This is a genomic window from Urechidicola vernalis, from assembly GCF_031846385.1.
In the GTDB taxonomy this organism is placed as follows: Bacteria; Bacteroidota; Bacteroidia; order Flavobacteriales; family Flavobacteriaceae; genus Urechidicola; species Urechidicola vernalis.
In genome coordinates this window covers 74,154-91,454 of the sequence record NZ_JAVRHV010000003.1, presented here as the reverse complement: position 1 = coordinate 91,454, position 17,301 = coordinate 74,154, and the positions used below count along the sequence as shown (strand labels likewise).

Annotated in this window: 17 protein-coding genes; 12 read left to right on the top strand and 5 right to left on the bottom strand. The window is 33.9% G+C overall.

Annotation, left to right across the window (positions count from 1 at the left end):
- Positions 1-15: 15 nt before the first annotated feature.
- On the top strand, positions 16-519 hold the full coding sequence (locus tag RM519_RS07560) for an OmpH/Skp family outer membrane protein (protein WP_311593081.1): 504 nt from the start codon (positions 16-18) through the stop codon (positions 517-519).
- 69 nt (positions 520-588) lie between these two features.
- Positions 589-1,374 (top strand): glutamate racemase, encoded by a 786-nt coding sequence (gene murI, locus RM519_RS07555; RefSeq protein ID WP_311593080.1) that lies wholly within the window; start codon positions 589-591, stop codon positions 1,372-1,374.
- Here murI and RM519_RS07550 read toward each other — a convergent pair.
- The 3 genes from RM519_RS07550 to RM519_RS07540 form a co-directional block, all read right to left on the bottom strand.
- Positions 1,371-2,465 (bottom strand): alkaline phosphatase family protein, encoded by a 1,095-nt coding sequence (locus RM519_RS07550; protein ID WP_311593079.1) that lies wholly within the window; start codon positions 2,463-2,465, stop codon positions 1,371-1,373. The two genes, murI and RM519_RS07550, sit on opposite strands and share 4 nt — an antisense overlap.
- 108 nt (positions 2,466-2,573) lie before the next feature.
- Entirely contained in the window at positions 2,574-3,560 is a 987-nt protein-coding gene (locus RM519_RS07545) for a PorP/SprF family type IX secretion system membrane protein (RefSeq protein ID WP_311593078.1), read from the bottom strand.
- 86 nt (positions 3,561-3,646) lie between these two features.
- Positions 3,647-6,970 carry a T9SS type B sorting domain-containing protein gene (locus tag RM519_RS07540; protein ID WP_311593077.1) on the bottom strand — a complete coding sequence of 1,108 codons (3,324 nt, stop codon included), beginning with the start codon at positions 6,968-6,970 and terminating at the stop codon, positions 3,647-3,649.
- Between the two features lie 204 nt (positions 6,971-7,174).
- Here RM519_RS07540 and RM519_RS07535 point away from each other — a divergent pair, with 204 nt between their 5' ends.
- From RM519_RS07535 to RM519_RS07495, 9 genes are all read left to right on the top strand, one after another.
- The gene (locus RM519_RS07535; protein ID WP_311593076.1) at positions 7,175-7,513 is read left to right on the top strand and encodes a cupin domain-containing protein; all 339 of its coding nucleotides are present in this window, start codon (positions 7,175-7,177) and stop codon (positions 7,511-7,513) included.
- A gap of 51 nt (positions 7,514-7,564) precedes the next feature.
- Positions 7,565-8,185, top strand: a complete 621-nt coding sequence (locus tag RM519_RS07530) for a lipid-binding SYLF domain-containing protein (protein ID WP_311593075.1) — start codon at positions 7,565-7,567, stop codon at positions 8,183-8,185.
- Positions 8,186-8,364: 179 nt separating this feature from the next.
- Positions 8,365-8,979, top strand: coding sequence for a lipid-binding SYLF domain-containing protein (locus tag RM519_RS07525; RefSeq protein WP_311593074.1), 615 nt, complete (start codon positions 8,365-8,367; stop codon positions 8,977-8,979).
- 97 nt (positions 8,980-9,076) lie between these two features.
- Positions 9,077-10,195, top strand: coding sequence for a BamA/TamA family outer membrane protein (locus RM519_RS07520; protein WP_311593073.1), 1,119 nt, complete (start codon positions 9,077-9,079; stop codon positions 10,193-10,195).
- A 4-nt stretch (positions 10,196-10,199) separates the two neighbouring features.
- Complete coding sequence (locus RM519_RS07515; RefSeq protein WP_311593072.1) at positions 10,200-11,297, top strand: BamA/TamA family outer membrane protein; 1,098 nt, start codon at positions 10,200-10,202, stop codon at positions 11,295-11,297.
- A 62-nt stretch (positions 11,298-11,359) separates the two neighbouring features.
- The gene (locus RM519_RS07510; RefSeq protein ID WP_311593071.1) at positions 11,360-12,457 is read left to right on the top strand and encodes a BamA/TamA family outer membrane protein; all 1,098 of its coding nucleotides are present in this window, start codon (positions 11,360-11,362) and stop codon (positions 12,455-12,457) included.
- A gap of 56 nt (positions 12,458-12,513) precedes the next feature.
- The gene (locus RM519_RS07505; protein WP_311593070.1) at positions 12,514-13,002 is read left to right on the top strand and encodes a nuclear transport factor 2 family protein; all 489 of its coding nucleotides are present in this window, start codon (positions 12,514-12,516) and stop codon (positions 13,000-13,002) included.
- Between the two features lie 83 nt (positions 13,003-13,085).
- The gene (locus tag RM519_RS07500; protein ID WP_311593069.1) at positions 13,086-13,610 is read left to right on the top strand and encodes a glycine zipper family protein; all 525 of its coding nucleotides are present in this window, start codon (positions 13,086-13,088) and stop codon (positions 13,608-13,610) included.
- Positions 13,611-13,825: 215 nt separating this feature from the next.
- Complete coding sequence (locus RM519_RS07495; RefSeq protein WP_311593068.1) at positions 13,826-14,254, top strand: DoxX family protein; 429 nt, start codon at positions 13,826-13,828, stop codon at positions 14,252-14,254.
- A 9-nt stretch (positions 14,255-14,263) separates the two neighbouring features.
- Here RM519_RS07495 and RM519_RS07490 read toward each other — a convergent pair whose 3' ends face one another.
- Both RM519_RS07490 and RM519_RS07485 read right to left on the bottom strand, forming a co-directional pair.
- On the bottom strand, positions 14,264-15,496 hold the full coding sequence (locus RM519_RS07490; RefSeq protein ID WP_311593067.1) for a hypothetical protein: 1,233 nt from the start codon (positions 15,494-15,496) through the stop codon (positions 14,264-14,266).
- 80 nt (positions 15,497-15,576) lie between these two features.
- Positions 15,577-16,458: a hydroxypyruvate isomerase family protein gene (locus tag RM519_RS07485; protein WP_311593066.1), complete on the bottom strand. Its 882-nt coding sequence runs from the start codon at positions 16,456-16,458 to the stop codon at positions 15,577-15,579.
- 157 nt (positions 16,459-16,615) lie between these two features.
- Between RM519_RS07485 and RM519_RS07480 the strand changes: the two genes are divergently transcribed.
- Positions 16,616-17,287, top strand: a complete 672-nt coding sequence (locus tag RM519_RS07480; RefSeq protein ID WP_311593065.1) for a hypothetical protein — start codon at positions 16,616-16,618, stop codon at positions 17,285-17,287.
- The last annotated feature ends 14 nt before the right edge of the window (positions 17,288-17,301 follow it).

Sequence of the window (17,301 nt, the reverse complement as noted above, 5' to 3'; positions counted from 1 at the left end):
CAAACAAAAGTAAAAATGAGAAATTTCAAAACATTCGTATTAATTGCAGTAATGACCTTAGGATTTAACAGCTTGCAAGCACAAGATAATGTTGCACACGTTAATTTTCAAGAAATAGTGGAATTAATGCCAGAATTCAAGGCAATGGTTGCTGACGTAGAAAAGATGGGAAAAACCTTTGAAGATGATATAAAGAAAGCTGCAGAGGATTTACAAGCAAAAATGACAAAATACAACAGCGAAGGTGCTACTCAAACACCTGAAACTAATGCTAAAAGACAAGACGAAGTTGTTAAAGAAGAGCAAGCGCTATATGCTGCACAACAACAAGCACAACAAGCATTACAGAACAGAAGAAATGAATTGTTAAAGCCTATCGTAGAAAAGTTAACAAAAACTATTGAAGATGTTGCCGCTGAACAAAACATTGAGTATGTTATGGACAGAACATCTCTTATTGTAGCAAAAGGTACTGATTTGAAACCTTTAGTATTGACTAAATTGAATATTACTGAGTAAGTAATATTTCTTTATAAATATAAATCTCGCTTGGAATTTATTCTTAGCGAGATTTTTTATTTTAGCAATATGCAAAAACCCATCGGAATTTTCGATTCAGGTATCGGAGGTACTTCAATTTGGAGAGAAATTAACACTTTACTTCCAAATGAGAACACTATTTATTTAGCCGATAGTATCAATGCTCCTTACGGAGAGCAAGCTCCAGAAAAAATAATTGAATTCTGCATAAAGAATACTGAATTGCTTATTCAAAAAGGCTGTAAACTGATAGTTGTCGCGTGTAATACCGCAACAACGAATGCAATTGACATTCTACGAGAGAAATACGACATTCCTTTTATCGGAATAGAGCCAGCCATAAAACCTGCGGCGATTAATTCAAAAACAAACAGCGTTGGCATATTAGCAACAAAAGGAACATTGAGCAGTTCACTTTTTGCTAAAACATCTGAAGAATTTGCCTGGAATGTACAAATTACGGAACAGGTGGGAACAGGGTTAGTGACACTTATAGAAACTGGAAAATTATATTCTGATGAAATGACAAATCTACTCCACAACTATCTAAATCCAATGCTAGATAAAAACATAGACTACTTGGTCTTAGGCTGTTCTCATTACCCTTATTTAATTCCACAAATTAAAGAGATTCTAGGCCCAGAAGTAACTATAATAGATTCAGGATTGGCTGTTGCAAAACAAACTAAAACTATTGCAGAAAAATATAACCTTCTTAATAAATCTAAATCCATCCAGAACAATCAGTTTTATACAAATTCAGATGTTTCCATAATTGAGCATATCCTAAAAGACCTTAAAGAATTCATTCAAATTTCTCACTTAAACTTTTAGTCCATTAATAAATTTAACGGAGCCCCTGTAAGTTCAGTATTATCATAGGGTATGCCAAGCAATTTCAATATTGTAGGTGCGACCTGCGTACTGTACAACTGTTCATTTTTATCAATTTCACCTAAAGCCTCGACGTTATTTCCAAAAGCAATTATCCAGACTTGATCGGCTCCTTTTATATTGCTACCATGATGTCTCCAATTATCAATTGGTTGTGTTCCTCGACCGTGATCAGAAGTTATTATAAAAACGGTATTCCCTTTATAAAAAGGATCTTGTTGCGTAAACTCCCACAAATCCTTTATCATGGCATCTGTTCTGTTTGCCGATGTTATATAAGACTTATATTTTCCTTGATGTGCAAAATCATCGGTTTCACCATAAGAAATATATAACAACTCAGGATGCTTCTTCTTCATATACTCTTTCGCAAAATTATGGGTAAACGCATCTAAACGAACCGTACCCCACAATACTGGAGTCTGGTCTTGCATTTCATTTAAAAGTTCTTCTCTATCTGTTAAATCATCTCCAATAGCATTTTCATACCCCGCATTAACCGGCACTCCAGATCGCGTTTCATTTATGATATAAGGAAACACATCCCAACTTCCGAAAGCCGCAACATTACCGTTATATTCTTTTCTAGAATTGACCAATTCTAGCACTGTCTTATTTGGGTTGTTAAATTTATCGTTACTTGTTATTCTTTCATCATCAGCCTTACCCGATAAAATTTCATTATAACCTGGATATGAAAACCACATCTTATTTGTTAGGGTAACTTTACTTCCTAATTCAATGTTTCCATGAATTTGCCCCATTTTGACAACTTCATTCCAAATAAATGGAAGCAACGCTTCTCTTCTTTCTTTAGCGGTTTCTAACCAATATTTGTTTTTTAACCAATCCGGATTACTCACATATTCTTCATTAACAATTAATTTTTCATCGGCTCCCGCAAACAATTCCTGCCACCTGAAACCATCTAATGTAATTAATATAATTTTTGAATTTTCAAGTTTATTCTGAGAATAACTTACTGAAACTACAGAGACAAGTAAAAAAAGTAAAAGGCGTTTTATTGACATGGAAATAATTTTTTTTCTGACACCAAAATACAGTATCTAAATGAATAAATCAAAACACTTATTAAGATTTAAAATTTATTCCAATAAAATACCAGAAGTGAGTTTTATTTAGAAAGAAGCGTTGATATTTGGACATCCTGCAGCTCTTTGAGGCTTACACAAAAGATTAAATCCAAGTGAAATTTGATGATAACCAGCATCATCAAATAACAGGTCTCCAGTCTGTTTAGTATAAGTATAAGACACCATAAATTTTTTGAAGTTTACGCCAACAATTGGTGACAAATAACGTAATTCTTCAATCGTATTCCCATCAAATCCTTGACGGTAAGAAAGACCAGCCCAAATTTGAGCATTATCTAAAGTTTTATAAGCCTTAACATTAAAATCGACAAATTTCTCACCAGTTCTCTCAATCAACTGGCCCATAATTGAAGGCTCAAACTGAACAGCATTATCTTGTCCAAAATAATAACCTAAAGTTAATAAATATCTCCTTAGATTCAGAGGTTCATATGTATCATCATATAGATCTCTAGCAGTTAACAATAAATTTTTTACAGTAAAATATGAAGAAAACCCCTGATTGTGATACGCCATTCCAAAGTCTGTATTGAAGTAATTTCTACTCTGAACAATTTGAGAAATAACCGGATCAGGAATTACAAAAGAAGATTCATCAACACTGTTTTGAATCATCATAAACGAAAGTCCAAATGATAATTGATTCACATCATCTATCCTACCTAATTCAATATGATATGCATATGTTAATTGTAAACCTTGTTGAGAATGATATCCGTTTTTATCATTAAACAAAATGGCTCCAATACCATTTTTATACCCCAGTCTAGTATGAAAACTTAAAGTTTGTAACTCTGGTGCATTGTCTACACCACTCCATTGATTTCTACCTGTAAATCTTATTTTACCACAATTCCCAATACCAGCTGCTGATGGGTGCACTAAATAAACATTATCAGATAAATAATCCGTGTAAATAGGAAGGGTCTCTTGTGCTGAAACGGGGCTAGGGTTTAAAACAAAAAAAAGAAATATTAAAAAGAGATATGTAAATCTACCCACTTTAAACATAAATAATTAGCGTAATTTTTTATATAGAATCCAAATATAAAACATTTGACTACTATAAAACTGTTAAATTATAAATTTATTGCGATTTACTTTCGAAGTAAACTGAAGTGACCTCGGTACTGCCTTGAAGCTCCAGCTACATCTACCAATTGCACAATGTACCAATAATCTGAAGATAATGCTTCCACATTTTGATAGGTTCCATCCCATCCTTGATGAGCTCCTGTAAAAGTAGTTAGTAATTTTCCATATCTATCATAAATAGAGATATAAGACTCAGGAAAAACTGTTTGATCTAATCCTCTTACTTGCCAAGTGTCATTTTCATTGTCATTATTTGGAGTAAAAAAGTTTGGAAAACCTAATACATGAACCGTAATCTGAGACAAACCACAGCCGTTTTTATCTCTAACATAAATAATGTGCTCTCCAGGTATAACCTGCGTAAATAGTGGGTCATCTTGATATGGCCCAAAACTGTCGTTTAATGAAAATTCATAATCTCCAATTCCCAAATTCTGATTATCGGTTATTAATCTGATCGAATTATTAGATGAATTATCATTTATTTGGACATCATCCTGAGTTATAACTGCAATTTCAGATTCTGAAATTGTTATTGATTGTGGAAAAGATTGACAACCTAAACTTGAAGTCGCAATAACCGTGTAAATGCCACCCTGTAATATTTCCGCAAATGGCTGATTACTTATCACATTACCAGATTCATCTGTCCATTCATAAGTATACGTTACATTGCCATTATAGGTAGAAACTGTTAGCGGAATATCATTCATACAAACAATTCCAGTTTCATCCAAATCAAATTCTGGCCTTGCATTTACTGTCAGTTCTATAACAGGACTTACACCATAACAACCTCCATCGACTGAACTCTCTACACGCACCCAAATAAACTGATTAAACGGTGTTTCATTTACATATGCCGATGCTGGATCAATTACATTACTCTCTAGCAAGGCGTCAGATTCATTTCTATAATAAGATACTCTTAAATTCTGAGCATTGAATAATGCTAAAATTTCGGAAGTGGTTTGATCAAGGTCAAATACATGTAATCCATCAATAACTGCATCGTCATCACATGAAATTAAGTTTCTACTATATCCAGGTGGAAACCCAGTAATGCTTACGACTAAATCTACTTGAACAATTCTATAACAGCCATTAACAGACTCTACTCTGCCAAATAAAGTAGGTGAGATCGCATTTGAAAAAGCACTTTTATTTTGAGGATTAATTCCTGCTGCAGCATCAATTGGCGAAAGGTGATAGCTTACTTGCAAAGAACCATTTCCTAATGATAAATAGGTGTCTGCCTCATTCAAATTAAAATCAATCACTCCATCTGCTACGCCATCTTCATCACACTGTTGATAGGTAAATGTTGTTAACATTGCATTTGGTAAAGGTCTTACCTCAATATCAAATGATGTATCCGAATAGCAAGAAGTATTGTTTGGGTTGCTATTCATTACTCGAACATAAATTGTTTGTCCATTTATAAGAGTATTGGTAAATGCACTTGGATTCGAAATTTGATTCAAATAAGCAGCATCTTCAAAATAGCTTATATCAAATACAAAAGGTGATTGTCCATTTAAAATTAGTGTTTCATAATCCGTTAGATTAAATGTGTAAAATCCATTCGTATCATCCCCATCAGAAATATCATCACAATATGACATTACAGGAATTTCTGAAGGCGCAGGTGGTAATGCAGAATCAAATACTTGTACAGTAAAACTAGTTGTGTCATAACAATTTGCAAATCCATTGTTGTAAATCCTAGCATATACTGTTTCAAAGGCATATGGAGTTACATTGGTATAAGGTGTTGGTAATGGATTCAATCCACTATCAGCTTCGGCTTGAGTTGCAAAATAATCAATTGCAAATAAGGCAGGATTTTGAGGTCCTAAAATATCCGCATCCATCAACGCATGAAAATCGAAGGAATAAAAACCATCATTATTATCATCGCACTGCTGAATATTTGTAGGTGTATTTGCAATTACAGAAGCCAATACTTCTAGTTGAAACGATGTGATTGCGTAACAACTAGAGCCAGGTGTTAATTCTGCTCTCACCCATACCGTTCGAGTTTGTGATGAATAGGTTGCTGGGTTTATAATCCATCCTTTTCTATCATTTGCGTTCACCTCGTCTTCATAGAATGTAATATCCAATCCTGAATTGGTTGGATCTATAAAAGCTAATTGTGCATCTAAATCAAAAATCATAAAACCATCACCATCATCATCGCATTGCTGTAAATTAGGTGGCTGAAAAATTGTAACTGGTTGAGCCACTCCTAAATCAAATGATACAACATCGTAACAATTTGTATTTCCTGTATTTTCAATTCTTACCCAAATGGTCTGACCACTAGTGATATAAGGACTCGTTTGAGGTGCCGCTGCTGCTCTTGCAAAAACTTCAGATTCATGATAAGTAACATTCATATTCGCTTGGCCATTAACAATGCCAACCGTTTGAGATTCTAGATTAAAACTTTCAACACCATCACCATCAATATCACAAAAAACCATATTATTCACGGCATTTGCCACAGGTGTATCATGAATGGTTACTACTATATCATCTTCTAATACCACGCCTGTAGTACTATCCGTAACTTCTACTTTATAATTTCCAGTTGTATTCACCAACAATGTAGCCGTATTTTGAACAGGGACCATCGATTCAAATGCGTTAGTTGTATTATTATACTCAAACCATTCATAACTAACTGCTGCCCCAAAAGTCGTTGCATTTAAAACAGTCGATTGTCCAGTACACAAATCTCGATCTGGACCTAAATCTACCAAAATAGAGCAATCTAAAGGATCTGTATTATTATCAATAACTGCTCCTTCCCAAGTAATAGAGAATCCTGCATTATTACCATCATATTGATTGATAAAAACAACATATTCATCTCCAGCATTAGCATTCATCCAATCATCATAAGAAGCCGTTTGTGTTCCCGAATTTGGATCTAGACCAACACCAGTATAACCTGGATCGGAACTGTAATTACAGGCAATAGGAGTTCCTAGTGCACCACAGGTTGGATTTGGTCCATAAACTGCAAAATCCCAATCCTCTCCTAGAGAATTTGGAATAATATTAAATCCAAACTCACCACTCTCTGCCAATTTCACCTTAAACCAAAAAGAATTTGTTTCTATAGTTGTTGCTCCTAATCCCAATCGTAAACATCCAGACTGATTTCTACCATTAAAATCATCAATACCAAAACCATTAACAACGCCCCCCGAATTTGCATCTGTACAAAGGGGTAAAGATGTAGAACAGTCAGATTGACTATAACTTTGAATTACATAAACGAATAAGCACACTATGAATAGATAGTACTTTTTCATACATTTAATTTAGGGGTTAACAACTAATTGCAAAAGTAGCAATTATACCTTTACAACTCTCAAACATAAGTTTTTATTATGAATTCTCCCATTTTGCAATAGATTATTTTAACAACTTAACTATTAAATGATTAGCAACTTCCTTTTAATTCTTAAATTTACATGGATAAAAAATCACAATAACAGCAGTTTAAATCAATTCTCATGAAATTAGCATCATTAACAAATCAAATAGAGTCTAAAACGGACAAACCTGCAATTTCTGTTTTACTAGACAATGACTTTCATAAAGAAATTAGAATCTGTTTTAAAGAAGGCCAACTAATGAAAGCACATAAAACAGGTTTCCCTATAGTTGTTGAAATCTTTGAAGGTGCTATCGATTTTGGAGTTGAAAATGAAGTTTTTTCATTAAAGAGAGGAGACTTAATTTCTTTGGACCCTCATATTGTTCATGACTTGAAGGCTATTAAAGAAAGTATTGTTAGACTTTCGCTTTCAAAACACGACGCAACTAGTAGGGTTAAAAAAGTAATCCACTAATTATTTAAAAATATTAATTAACTTAGCTGAACAACTATTAAAATTAAAATTATGAAAAATACCACTAAAACACTCTCGCTCTTATCGATGTTACTTTTATTTTGTTTCGCCTTAGGAACGACATCGACTTTTGCGCAGGATGCAGAAAAAGATGCTAAAAAACAAAAGAAAATTGCCAAACAAAGAAAACAATTTCAAAAAAATAAAAGCAATGCCCTAAGTGAAATGTATAAAACTTATCCTGAATCTAAGGCTAAAATGGGAAGTTCATACGGATATGCTGCATTCGCAAATACAGGTGTAAATTTATTTGTATTGGCTTCTGGTAATGGTGGAGGAATGTCTCATAACAATGCAACAGGACAAGAGTTATATGTAAAAATGATTTCTTATGGAGCTGGAGTAGGAATTGGTTTAAAAAAGTACTTCGCAGTTTTTCTATTTGAAGACAAGGCGGCCTTTGACAACTTCTTAGAAGTTGGATGGTCTGCAGATGGACAAGCTGATGCAACTGCTGATACAGGAAAAGAAGGTGAAGGAGGGTCTGCTGCTGTTGGAATGAATGTTTCGCGAGGTGTAACTTTATATCAAATTGCTGATAAAGGTTTGGCTTTACAAGCAACAATGCAAGGAACCAAATACATTGTATCCGAAGAATTGAACGGGAAATAAAAAAAACGCTTTTAATATAATTTATCCTCTTTAGACTTCTAAAGAGGATTTTTTTTGCTTAAATATAAATTTGATTACACGACACGAGAAGTCGTAAACTTTTCTAATTGGTGCGTATACATTTGTAGTATCAAAATTGATAAACAAACAAATTATAAAACACATTAAATTAACAAATCATGAAAAGTAAAATCAACGTAATCGCCGCTTCAATCTTAACTTTATTCTTAACAATAGGATTATCCACTTCTTATGCATCAAATACAAATGATGATAAAAAAGAAAAGAAAATGGCTAAAAAGCGTAAATCATTTCAAAAAAATAAATCAACAGCCTTAAATGAAATGTATAATGCATACCCTGAATCTAAAGCAAAAATGGCAAATGCATATGGCTACGCTGCATTCGGTAATACAGGTGTGAATTTATTTGTATTGTCTTCAGGTAACGGAGGCGGTGTTGCTCATAATAATGCAACAGGAGAAGAATTATACGTCAAAATGATATCTATGGGCGCTGGTGTAGGAATTGGATTAAAAAAGTACCATGCTGTATTTATTTTTGAAGATAAAGAAGCATATGATTATTTTCTAGAAGTTGGATGGTCTGCAGATGGGCAAGCTGATGCAACTGCTGATACTGGAAAAGAAGGTGAAGGAGGATCCGCTGCTGTAGGAATGAATGTTTCAAGAGGCGTAACATTGTACCAAATTGCAGATAAAGGATTGGCTTTACAAGCAACATTGCAAGGAGTTAAATACATAGTGGCTAAAGACTTGAACGGAATGAAATAAGCGAATCAAAAGATTTAACCCCAAATAAATAAACCTCTCTAAAAGTTGGAAAACTTTTAGAGAGGTTTTAAATTTATAGCACATATATAAAATTGCCATGATCTTATTAAGAAAAACTATATTATTATTTTTTACTTTTTTTCTTTCAGTGCAAATAAATGCACAAGACACCAAGCCTATTTCTAAATTTAAAGACAGTCTAGATGGTGCTATAGATTTAAGTAATTTTTTATTAAATCTACATGGCGTTTTACCTGTTGTAATGCCAATTACTGAGCCTGCGGTAGATTATGGAGCGGCAGCAATTGGCCTATATTTTTTAGGAAAAGAAAACAAAGAAGGAGATAAGAAAAAACCAGATGTTATTGCTGCTGGTGGAGGCTACACTGGAAATGACACTTGGTTTGCAGGAGGCGGTTATATAGGCTTTTGGAATAATGATAATTTACGATACCGAGGAATTTTAGGTTATGGAAATATTAACCTAACCTATTACGGTTTATCAGATCGAAATTTTGCGCGAAACCCGAAAGAATATAATATTCAAAGTTGGTTCTTTTTACAACAAGCCGTTTGGAGAATTAAAAATAGTAACTTCTTTTTAGGTGGTAAATACCAATTAACAAAAACGAGCACTCGTTTTTTTGAAAATATTGATTTTGGAAATTTAGAATTGATAAATAGTGGTCTTTCCTTTATTTCAGAATTTGAAAACTATGACAATATTTTTTCTCCAACTCAAGGAACTAGAATTCACTTTAGTTATGATCAAAATCTTGAGTTTTTAGGAAGTGATATTGATTTTTCAAAAGCCAATTTCTTCTCATTATTTTATTTTGGAGGCACCGAAACTTGGACTCCTGCTTTACGAATAGAAATGTTGTATTCTAGTGACAATACTCCATTTTACGCAAAACCATATGTAAAACTTAGAGGAGTTCCAGCGGTTCGCTATCAAGGAAATTTTACTGCATTGGTTGAGACAGAACATGAATTCTCTATCTCCAGAAGATGGAGTATTGTTGGTTTTGGCGGGGTCGGGGCTGCGTTTAAAGCGATAGACGATTTAAATACAGACGAAACTGTTTGGAATGTTGGATCAGGTTTCCGATATTTAATTGCACGACAAATGGGTCTAAAAATGGGAGTAGATGTGGCAAGAGGGCCAGAGGAATTTGGGTTCTATGTAACAGTCGGCTCATCTTGGCTAAAGTAATTTTATGAATAAAAAACTACTTCTTTTTGGTTTTTCAATCTTATGTTCGGTTCATCTTTTCAGTCAAGAAGATTTTACCGAAAAAAATGAAATCATAACTGATCTTGCCATAAATGATACTATTGAAAAGAAAAGTAAAATGCTTCCTTTTTTAATTCCAATTACTGAACCAGCTATTGGATATGGAGCCATTATTGGCGGATTACTTTTTGTTCCAAAAGATGATCCTGAGATTCAGTCGGACATGATTGTATTGGCTGGTGGCGCTACTACTAACAGCACTTGGTTTACAGGTGGTGGCTATTTCGGGTTTTGGAAAGATGATACTGTTCGATATGTCGGTTATGCAGGAGGCGGAAAAGTAACTATGAAATTTTATGGCCTTTCTGATTTAGGGTACGGAAATCCATTCTATTTTGATCAACGTATATTTTTAATAACGCAACAATTAGAATTTAGACTTGGAGAAAGCAACTTTTTCTTAGGAGGAAAATATCAGTTATCAAGAGTAAGTGTTCCTCACAATGTTCAAACTAATCTTTTTTTTGATTTAAAAGATTATAAAATAACCAACAGTGGTGTTTCCTTCATCGCTGAGTATGACAATCTAAATGATTTTTTAACTCCTACCAACGGTGCAAAGGTTTATTTTAGTTATGATCAGAATTTAGAGTTTTTAGGAAGTCAAAGAGACTGGGGAATGGTAACATTCTACTCGCATTTATATCATCGAGCAAGTGATCTTTGGGTGCCATCACTACGATTAGATTCAAAATTTGCAACAGGCAACCCGCCATTTTATGCATTTCCGTATGTAGAACTAAGAGGAGTTCCCGCATTAAGATATCAAGGTAGAATAACCATGGTTGCTGAAACTGAACATTTAATAAATCTTACAAAAAAATGGGGTGTGGTAGGATTCACAGGAATTGGTGCCGCGTTTAAATCGTTTGAAGAATTTCATAATGAAGAAGTAATTTGGAATTTAGGATTTGGAGCTCGATACAGGCCTATTGAAAGTATGCCCGTCCGTTTAGGTGCCGATTTTGCCAAAGGACCAGAAGACTTTGCTTTTTATATTTCAATTGGATCAGCTTGGTAATAGAACGTTTAAGAAAAAATGATACTTTTACACTATTCAATCCCTACATAAACACTTTATAAATGACACTCAAGTATTTTAAAACAATCTCTTTTCTATTAAGTGTTTTATTTACATTATCTCTTTCAAGTCAAAATGAGGTTGAAAAAACGAACGACCTCATCAAAAAATTTTCAAAAAAGGATACTGTTAAAAGAAAAAGTAAGTTACTCCCTCTCGCAATTCCTATTACTGAACCAGCCGTAGGTTTTGGAATTATAGTTGGAGTTATGCACAATATCACTAAAAAAGATTCTTTAGAAAAACCAGATATGGTTGCTGGTATTGCAGGAATTACTACCAATGGAACCTGGTTAGTAGGAGGTGGTTATTTAGGTTATTGGAAGCAAGATAATTTACGATTTACTGGATTTACAGGCTACGGAAATATCATCATGGATTATTATGGATTAGGAAGTGAAAACCCTATCCAATTTGATCAAGAAGCTTTTTTCCTTTCACAAGAATTATTATTTAGATTAGGAGAAAGTAACTTTTTTATTGGTGGAAAATACCAACTATCTACTATTTATATAAATCCAACTTTTTTCCCAGAACGAAGTATTGACTTAGATGAACTATTTAAAACTGTAAATAGTGGAGTATCAATAGTTACCGAATTTGATAATTTAAATCATTTTCTTTCTCCAACTGAAGGGTATAAAATTGAACTAAGTTATGACCAAAATTTAGAAGTCCTGGGCAGCAGAAGAGACTGGGGGACACTTAACTTAAATATAAATATGTATTGGCCGGTGAATGAATGGTGGGTTCCGGCACTTAGAATTGAATCGCATGTCGCTACAGGCTCACCTCCCTTTTATGCATATCCCTATGTAAGTTTACGAGGAATTCCGGCACTTAGATATCAGGGTAAGACTTCTTTAGTTGTAGAAACAGAGCAACTCATAAATTTTGCACCAAGATGGGGTGTTGTTGGATTTACTGGAATAGGCACCGCAATTAAATCGGTAGACCAAAACGACAATGAAGTCGTTTGGAACGCCGGATCGGGTATCCGATTCTTAGCCTCTCGAAGTATGGGTGTAAAATTAGGCGTTGATATTGCAAAGGGCCCTGAGGAGTGGGCTTACTATTTTACGGTAGGTTCAGCTTGGTAATTTTTTAGTAAATTTACTTAGCTAAAAAATTGAAGTCTAATTTAAAAAATACAACCATGAAAAAGTACCTAATCATATTTACATTCACCTTATTTCTTATGTCTTGCTCAAACAGCGACAATGGACTTGAAATTGTAGAAAAATATATTCATTCTGTAGAAAATAACGATGCCAAAACTATGGAAACATTGCTTGCAGATAAGTATATTGGTTATGGGCCTTCATTTGGAGATTCCATTACAAAGCCATTAGCCTTAAAAAATTGGGAAGCAAGCATGGGTGATATTTACGAAAGTATAGAATATAAAAAATCTAGAAATGCACTTGTAGAAGTAGTTTCCGGAGAAAACAAAGGTAATTGGGTTTCTAATTGGGCAGAATTACATATTAAATATAAAAAGGACAACTACGAAGTTGATATTTGGGCCAATACCATTTATAAAATTGAAAACAATCAAATTGTAAAAAGTTATACGTTCTACAACGAAGCAGATGTTTTACGACAATTAGATTACGTTTATATCAATTCCAAATTTCTAGAATAGACAAACTGACATTCTATGTCGTTTTACCACTAAAAGTTCTGCAATATATTTGAACTATCAATAACTTAAAAATTAAAGAAATTATGAAATATTTAAAATTATCAATCTTAGCCTTAGGATTATTTGCATTTGGTAATAGTAATGCACAATCAACTACAACCACTACTCCTCCGCCTTCTCAAGGGATTTCTAAAAGTTTAGGTTTTTATATTATACCAAACAACGGACAAGACGTAACACAAACTCAAAAAGACGAGTCTGACTGTTTTTTATGGGCAAAGGAGCAATCGGGATACGATCCATTGAATCCTCCAACGGTTACTGCAGCCCCAGTTGAAAAAGGACCAGATGGTAGTGCTGTACGTGGTGCTGCAAGAGGTGCCGCTGCAGGCGCAGCAATTGGCTCTATCTCTGGAGATGCTGGTGATGGAGCAGCATATGGAGCAATTGTAGGAGGTTTAAGAGGAAGACGTGCTTCTAAACAACAAGCAGCACAGCAAGAAGCCGCAAATCAGCAAGCTGTTGAAAGCAAAAAAACAGCACTTTTAGATGATTACAAAAAAGCATATACTTTATGTGTAGAGTCTAAAGGATACAGTATAAAATAAGAAATAGTAATCGAAAAAAAGGGAGGTCAAATGATCTCCCTTTTTTTATTTTCAAAAATTACAAAAACAACAGAGCACCTAAACAATAGCTTCTATTCTATCAATAGAATATTTTTAATTTAAGAGGGACACCCTCTTAACATAAACACTTGTATATCAGTGTTTTTTTTCTTACATTATGAGCACCTCTATAAGTTTAATTAAACTCTTTTGTTATGAGACTGATAAAAAAATTAAACAAATGGGCTAATTCGCATGCCTATTACCCTATTGACATTTTAAGAATTTCGCTTGGTGTTTTTTTAATTTACAAAGGAATCTTCTTTTTTAGGAACCCGAGTTTTCTTGTGGAATTATTAAATGAAATGCAATTTGATAGTTTCTCTGCCCTAATGTGGTCTGTACATTATGTTGGCATGTTCCATTTTGTAGGAGGTCTAATGTTAGTGTTTGGCCTATTAACCAGACTATCTCTAATTGTTCAACTTCCTATTTTTATAGGAGCTGTAACTTTAAATTTTTTCGGAACGATTCATCCTCAAAATTTATTAGAATCGTCTTTAGTATTCCTAGTTTCTATTTTCTTTATCCTTTATGGTTCAGGAAAACACTCTCTGGATTACGATCTAAAAATGCAAGCTTAGGAAACAACGTTAGAAATAGAACATCAACCCAAAACTTATACGCATGGCGTCTCTAGTTTTGTCATCTATTATTTCATTTCCGTTTAAAGTACCATTAACATCAAGTGTTTTAGATCCATAATCTAATTCCAAACCAAAGGTCATTCTTTCAAAAGGGTCGTACATTATGTTTACAATACCATAGCCGTGTTTATTATCAATATCACCGTTTATAAGAGCGATATCATCAGTATCTCCGTCGTAAATTAATCTAGCAATATCATTCGTATAATAACGAGTATAACCTAACACAAAATTTGTATGAATCTTTGGAGTCCAAAAATGTTCATATGATGCCCAACCACCATAAGATGGCGTTGCCTCAAAATTCCCATCAGAAGTTGGAAACCCATCATATCCAAATCCTGCTACACTGGTAATGTATGCAGTAATTCCTTTACCTCCTGTAAATTGATATTGGAAGTTATTTCTATCTTTTTTTAGCATTCCCGAGAAAGAAAACCCATACCCAATAAAGTTGTCTTTTACATCATTAAATTTATAATTGATACTTCGAATCATAGATGCAAAACGAATATGCCCCCATTCTTTCTCATGCTTAACACCAGCAATAAAATCTGGCGTAGTTTGATGGGCATCATCTACTAATGGCTCTATTTCTCCGTACTTATTATAATCAGATTGCGGAGCGTCTAAGGCTAAAATAAATCGCCAATCTGGGTTTCCTCCAATAGTATTAAAATACTTAATATGAGGTGACCGTACCCAAACTCCAGATGGAGGACCTTCCCATTCCATAATGTTTGGCCATAAAGCTTCATCTCCAAATGAGGCCCAGCCCTGTCCTATTTGCCAATTCGCAAATTCTACATAAGCTTTTCGCAAGCGCATTTGCCCATTTCCTCCCCAAAAATCAAACTCGACAATCGCATAAATTTCTTTTCCATTTTTCTCCATTAAAGTTGTTTCAAACTTCAATTGAGATTGATACATATCCATACCAAAACTACCAGAATCATCGTCACCAAATACATCAATTTGACCTACATTAAAAGTATCATTGCCCTGTAATCCGCCAAAAACATCATAGTAACCGTTCAATTTAATATTCGCTCCTAAACTTGCTTTGAACTTAGGTTGTCCATGAAGAGAGTCGTTTGATCTCACAGTTAAATAACGTTCTTGAGCATATGAGGTAAACCCGATTAATATCGCGCCAATAAATAGTAGTGCTTTTTTCATAATAGCAATGTTTACAATTTGGTATTGTAAATTTACTAAAATGATTTTAATGCAAATCAGTTATTATTCTTGAAAAGACTTTACACATCACAGATAGTAATCCCTTCTCTTAAAGCAGCAATCTTATCATCATAAGTCGGAATAAATTCTTGAGCTACATAGCCTTTAAATCCGGTTGCAACAATAGCTTTCATAATAGCCGGATAATTTAACTCTTGAGAATCATTAATTTCATTACGCCCAGGAACACCTCCAGTATGATAATGCGAATAATACTTATTGTATTTTCTAATCGTTGAAATTACATCGCCTTCCATTATTTGCATATGGTAGATATCATAAAGTAGTCCAAAATTCTCCGAACCAATTTTCTCTACTAATTGCACTCCCCAAGGAGAGGTATCACACATATAGTCCTTATGGTTTACTTTACTATTCAACAACTCCATTACCAAAGTAACACCGCGCTTTTCACCTTGCTTAACCAAAGCTTCTAAACCAACTGCACAGTTTTCTAAACCAACTGCGTCATCCATTCCATGTCTATTCCCTGAAAATACAATAACTTGTTTTACCCCTGCATCCGCAGCTTTATCAATTAATCCAGTGTACTTTTCTTGTAATTCTTTATGATTTTTTGGCTCGTTAAATCCATGAATAATATTGGCAAACTTATCTGTTCCTAGAGAACATTCTAAACCATATTTAATTGCAATAGCCCATTCATTTGGAGTTAACAAATCCAACCCTTTCAATCCTATATCCGCTGATTTTTCAGCCAATTCTTCCAATTCAATTCCACTATAACACCAACGACATGCCGAATGATTGATATTTCCTTTTAATTTTAATGGACTCATTTTTAAATCGGTGTTTGGGGTTGTTAATGATGTTGTTAATCCGCCGACTGCCAATGCGCCTGCTCCTAATGAAATATTTTTAAGTACGTTTCTTCTATCCATGTAATGTAAAATTGATGATTGAATTTTGCTAAAACTAAAAAAATAAAATGGGCTACGCACGAGATGCTTTTAAATACTGACAAAAGCATGTCATTTTTATCAATTCCGTAAATAAAAATTAGTGTATTTTTGCTTTTCGTAATTCTAAAAATCAAAAATGAAAAAATTAACAACTAGCCTACTTGTGTTAACTACACTACTAATATTTAGCAGCTGTAACAGCGTTAAAGTTTTAGGTTCATGGAAATCTGAAAAGGCAAGTACTATAAACGATAAAAATATTTTAGTAATTGCTAGAACGGCCAACCTAACGGCGCGTGTTCCATTTGAGCAAGAAATTGCGAAACAAGTGCGTTCTAAAGGCATTAAAGCAACGGAGAGTTATAAGAAATTTCCTACAATGAACCCAAATGCTGAGATGACCGAAGAGCGAATGAATAATGTAAAATTGATTTTAGAAGAGCAAAAATTTAACGGAATTATTCTAACTGTTTTAAAAGACAAGCAAACTTCTACAACGGTTTCTGAATATGGTGGCGGTTATTATACCGGAATGCCTTATAGTGCCATGTACCCAAGTTATTATGGCGGGTTTTACGGCTACTATGCACACCCTATGTCCTATTCTACCTACGGAATTGTCTCTTCGCCAGGTTATTCTGTAACAAAATCTACTACTTATGTTTTAGAAACGGTTATTTACAATATGGATTTACCGGCAGATGAACAAATTATTGGAATTGTAACCACAAAGGTTAAGGATCCAAAAAACATTGATAAGATTGCGAGCAAATACGTAGAAAAAATTGTAGCAGATTTTAATAAATAATTTCAATTTATTCT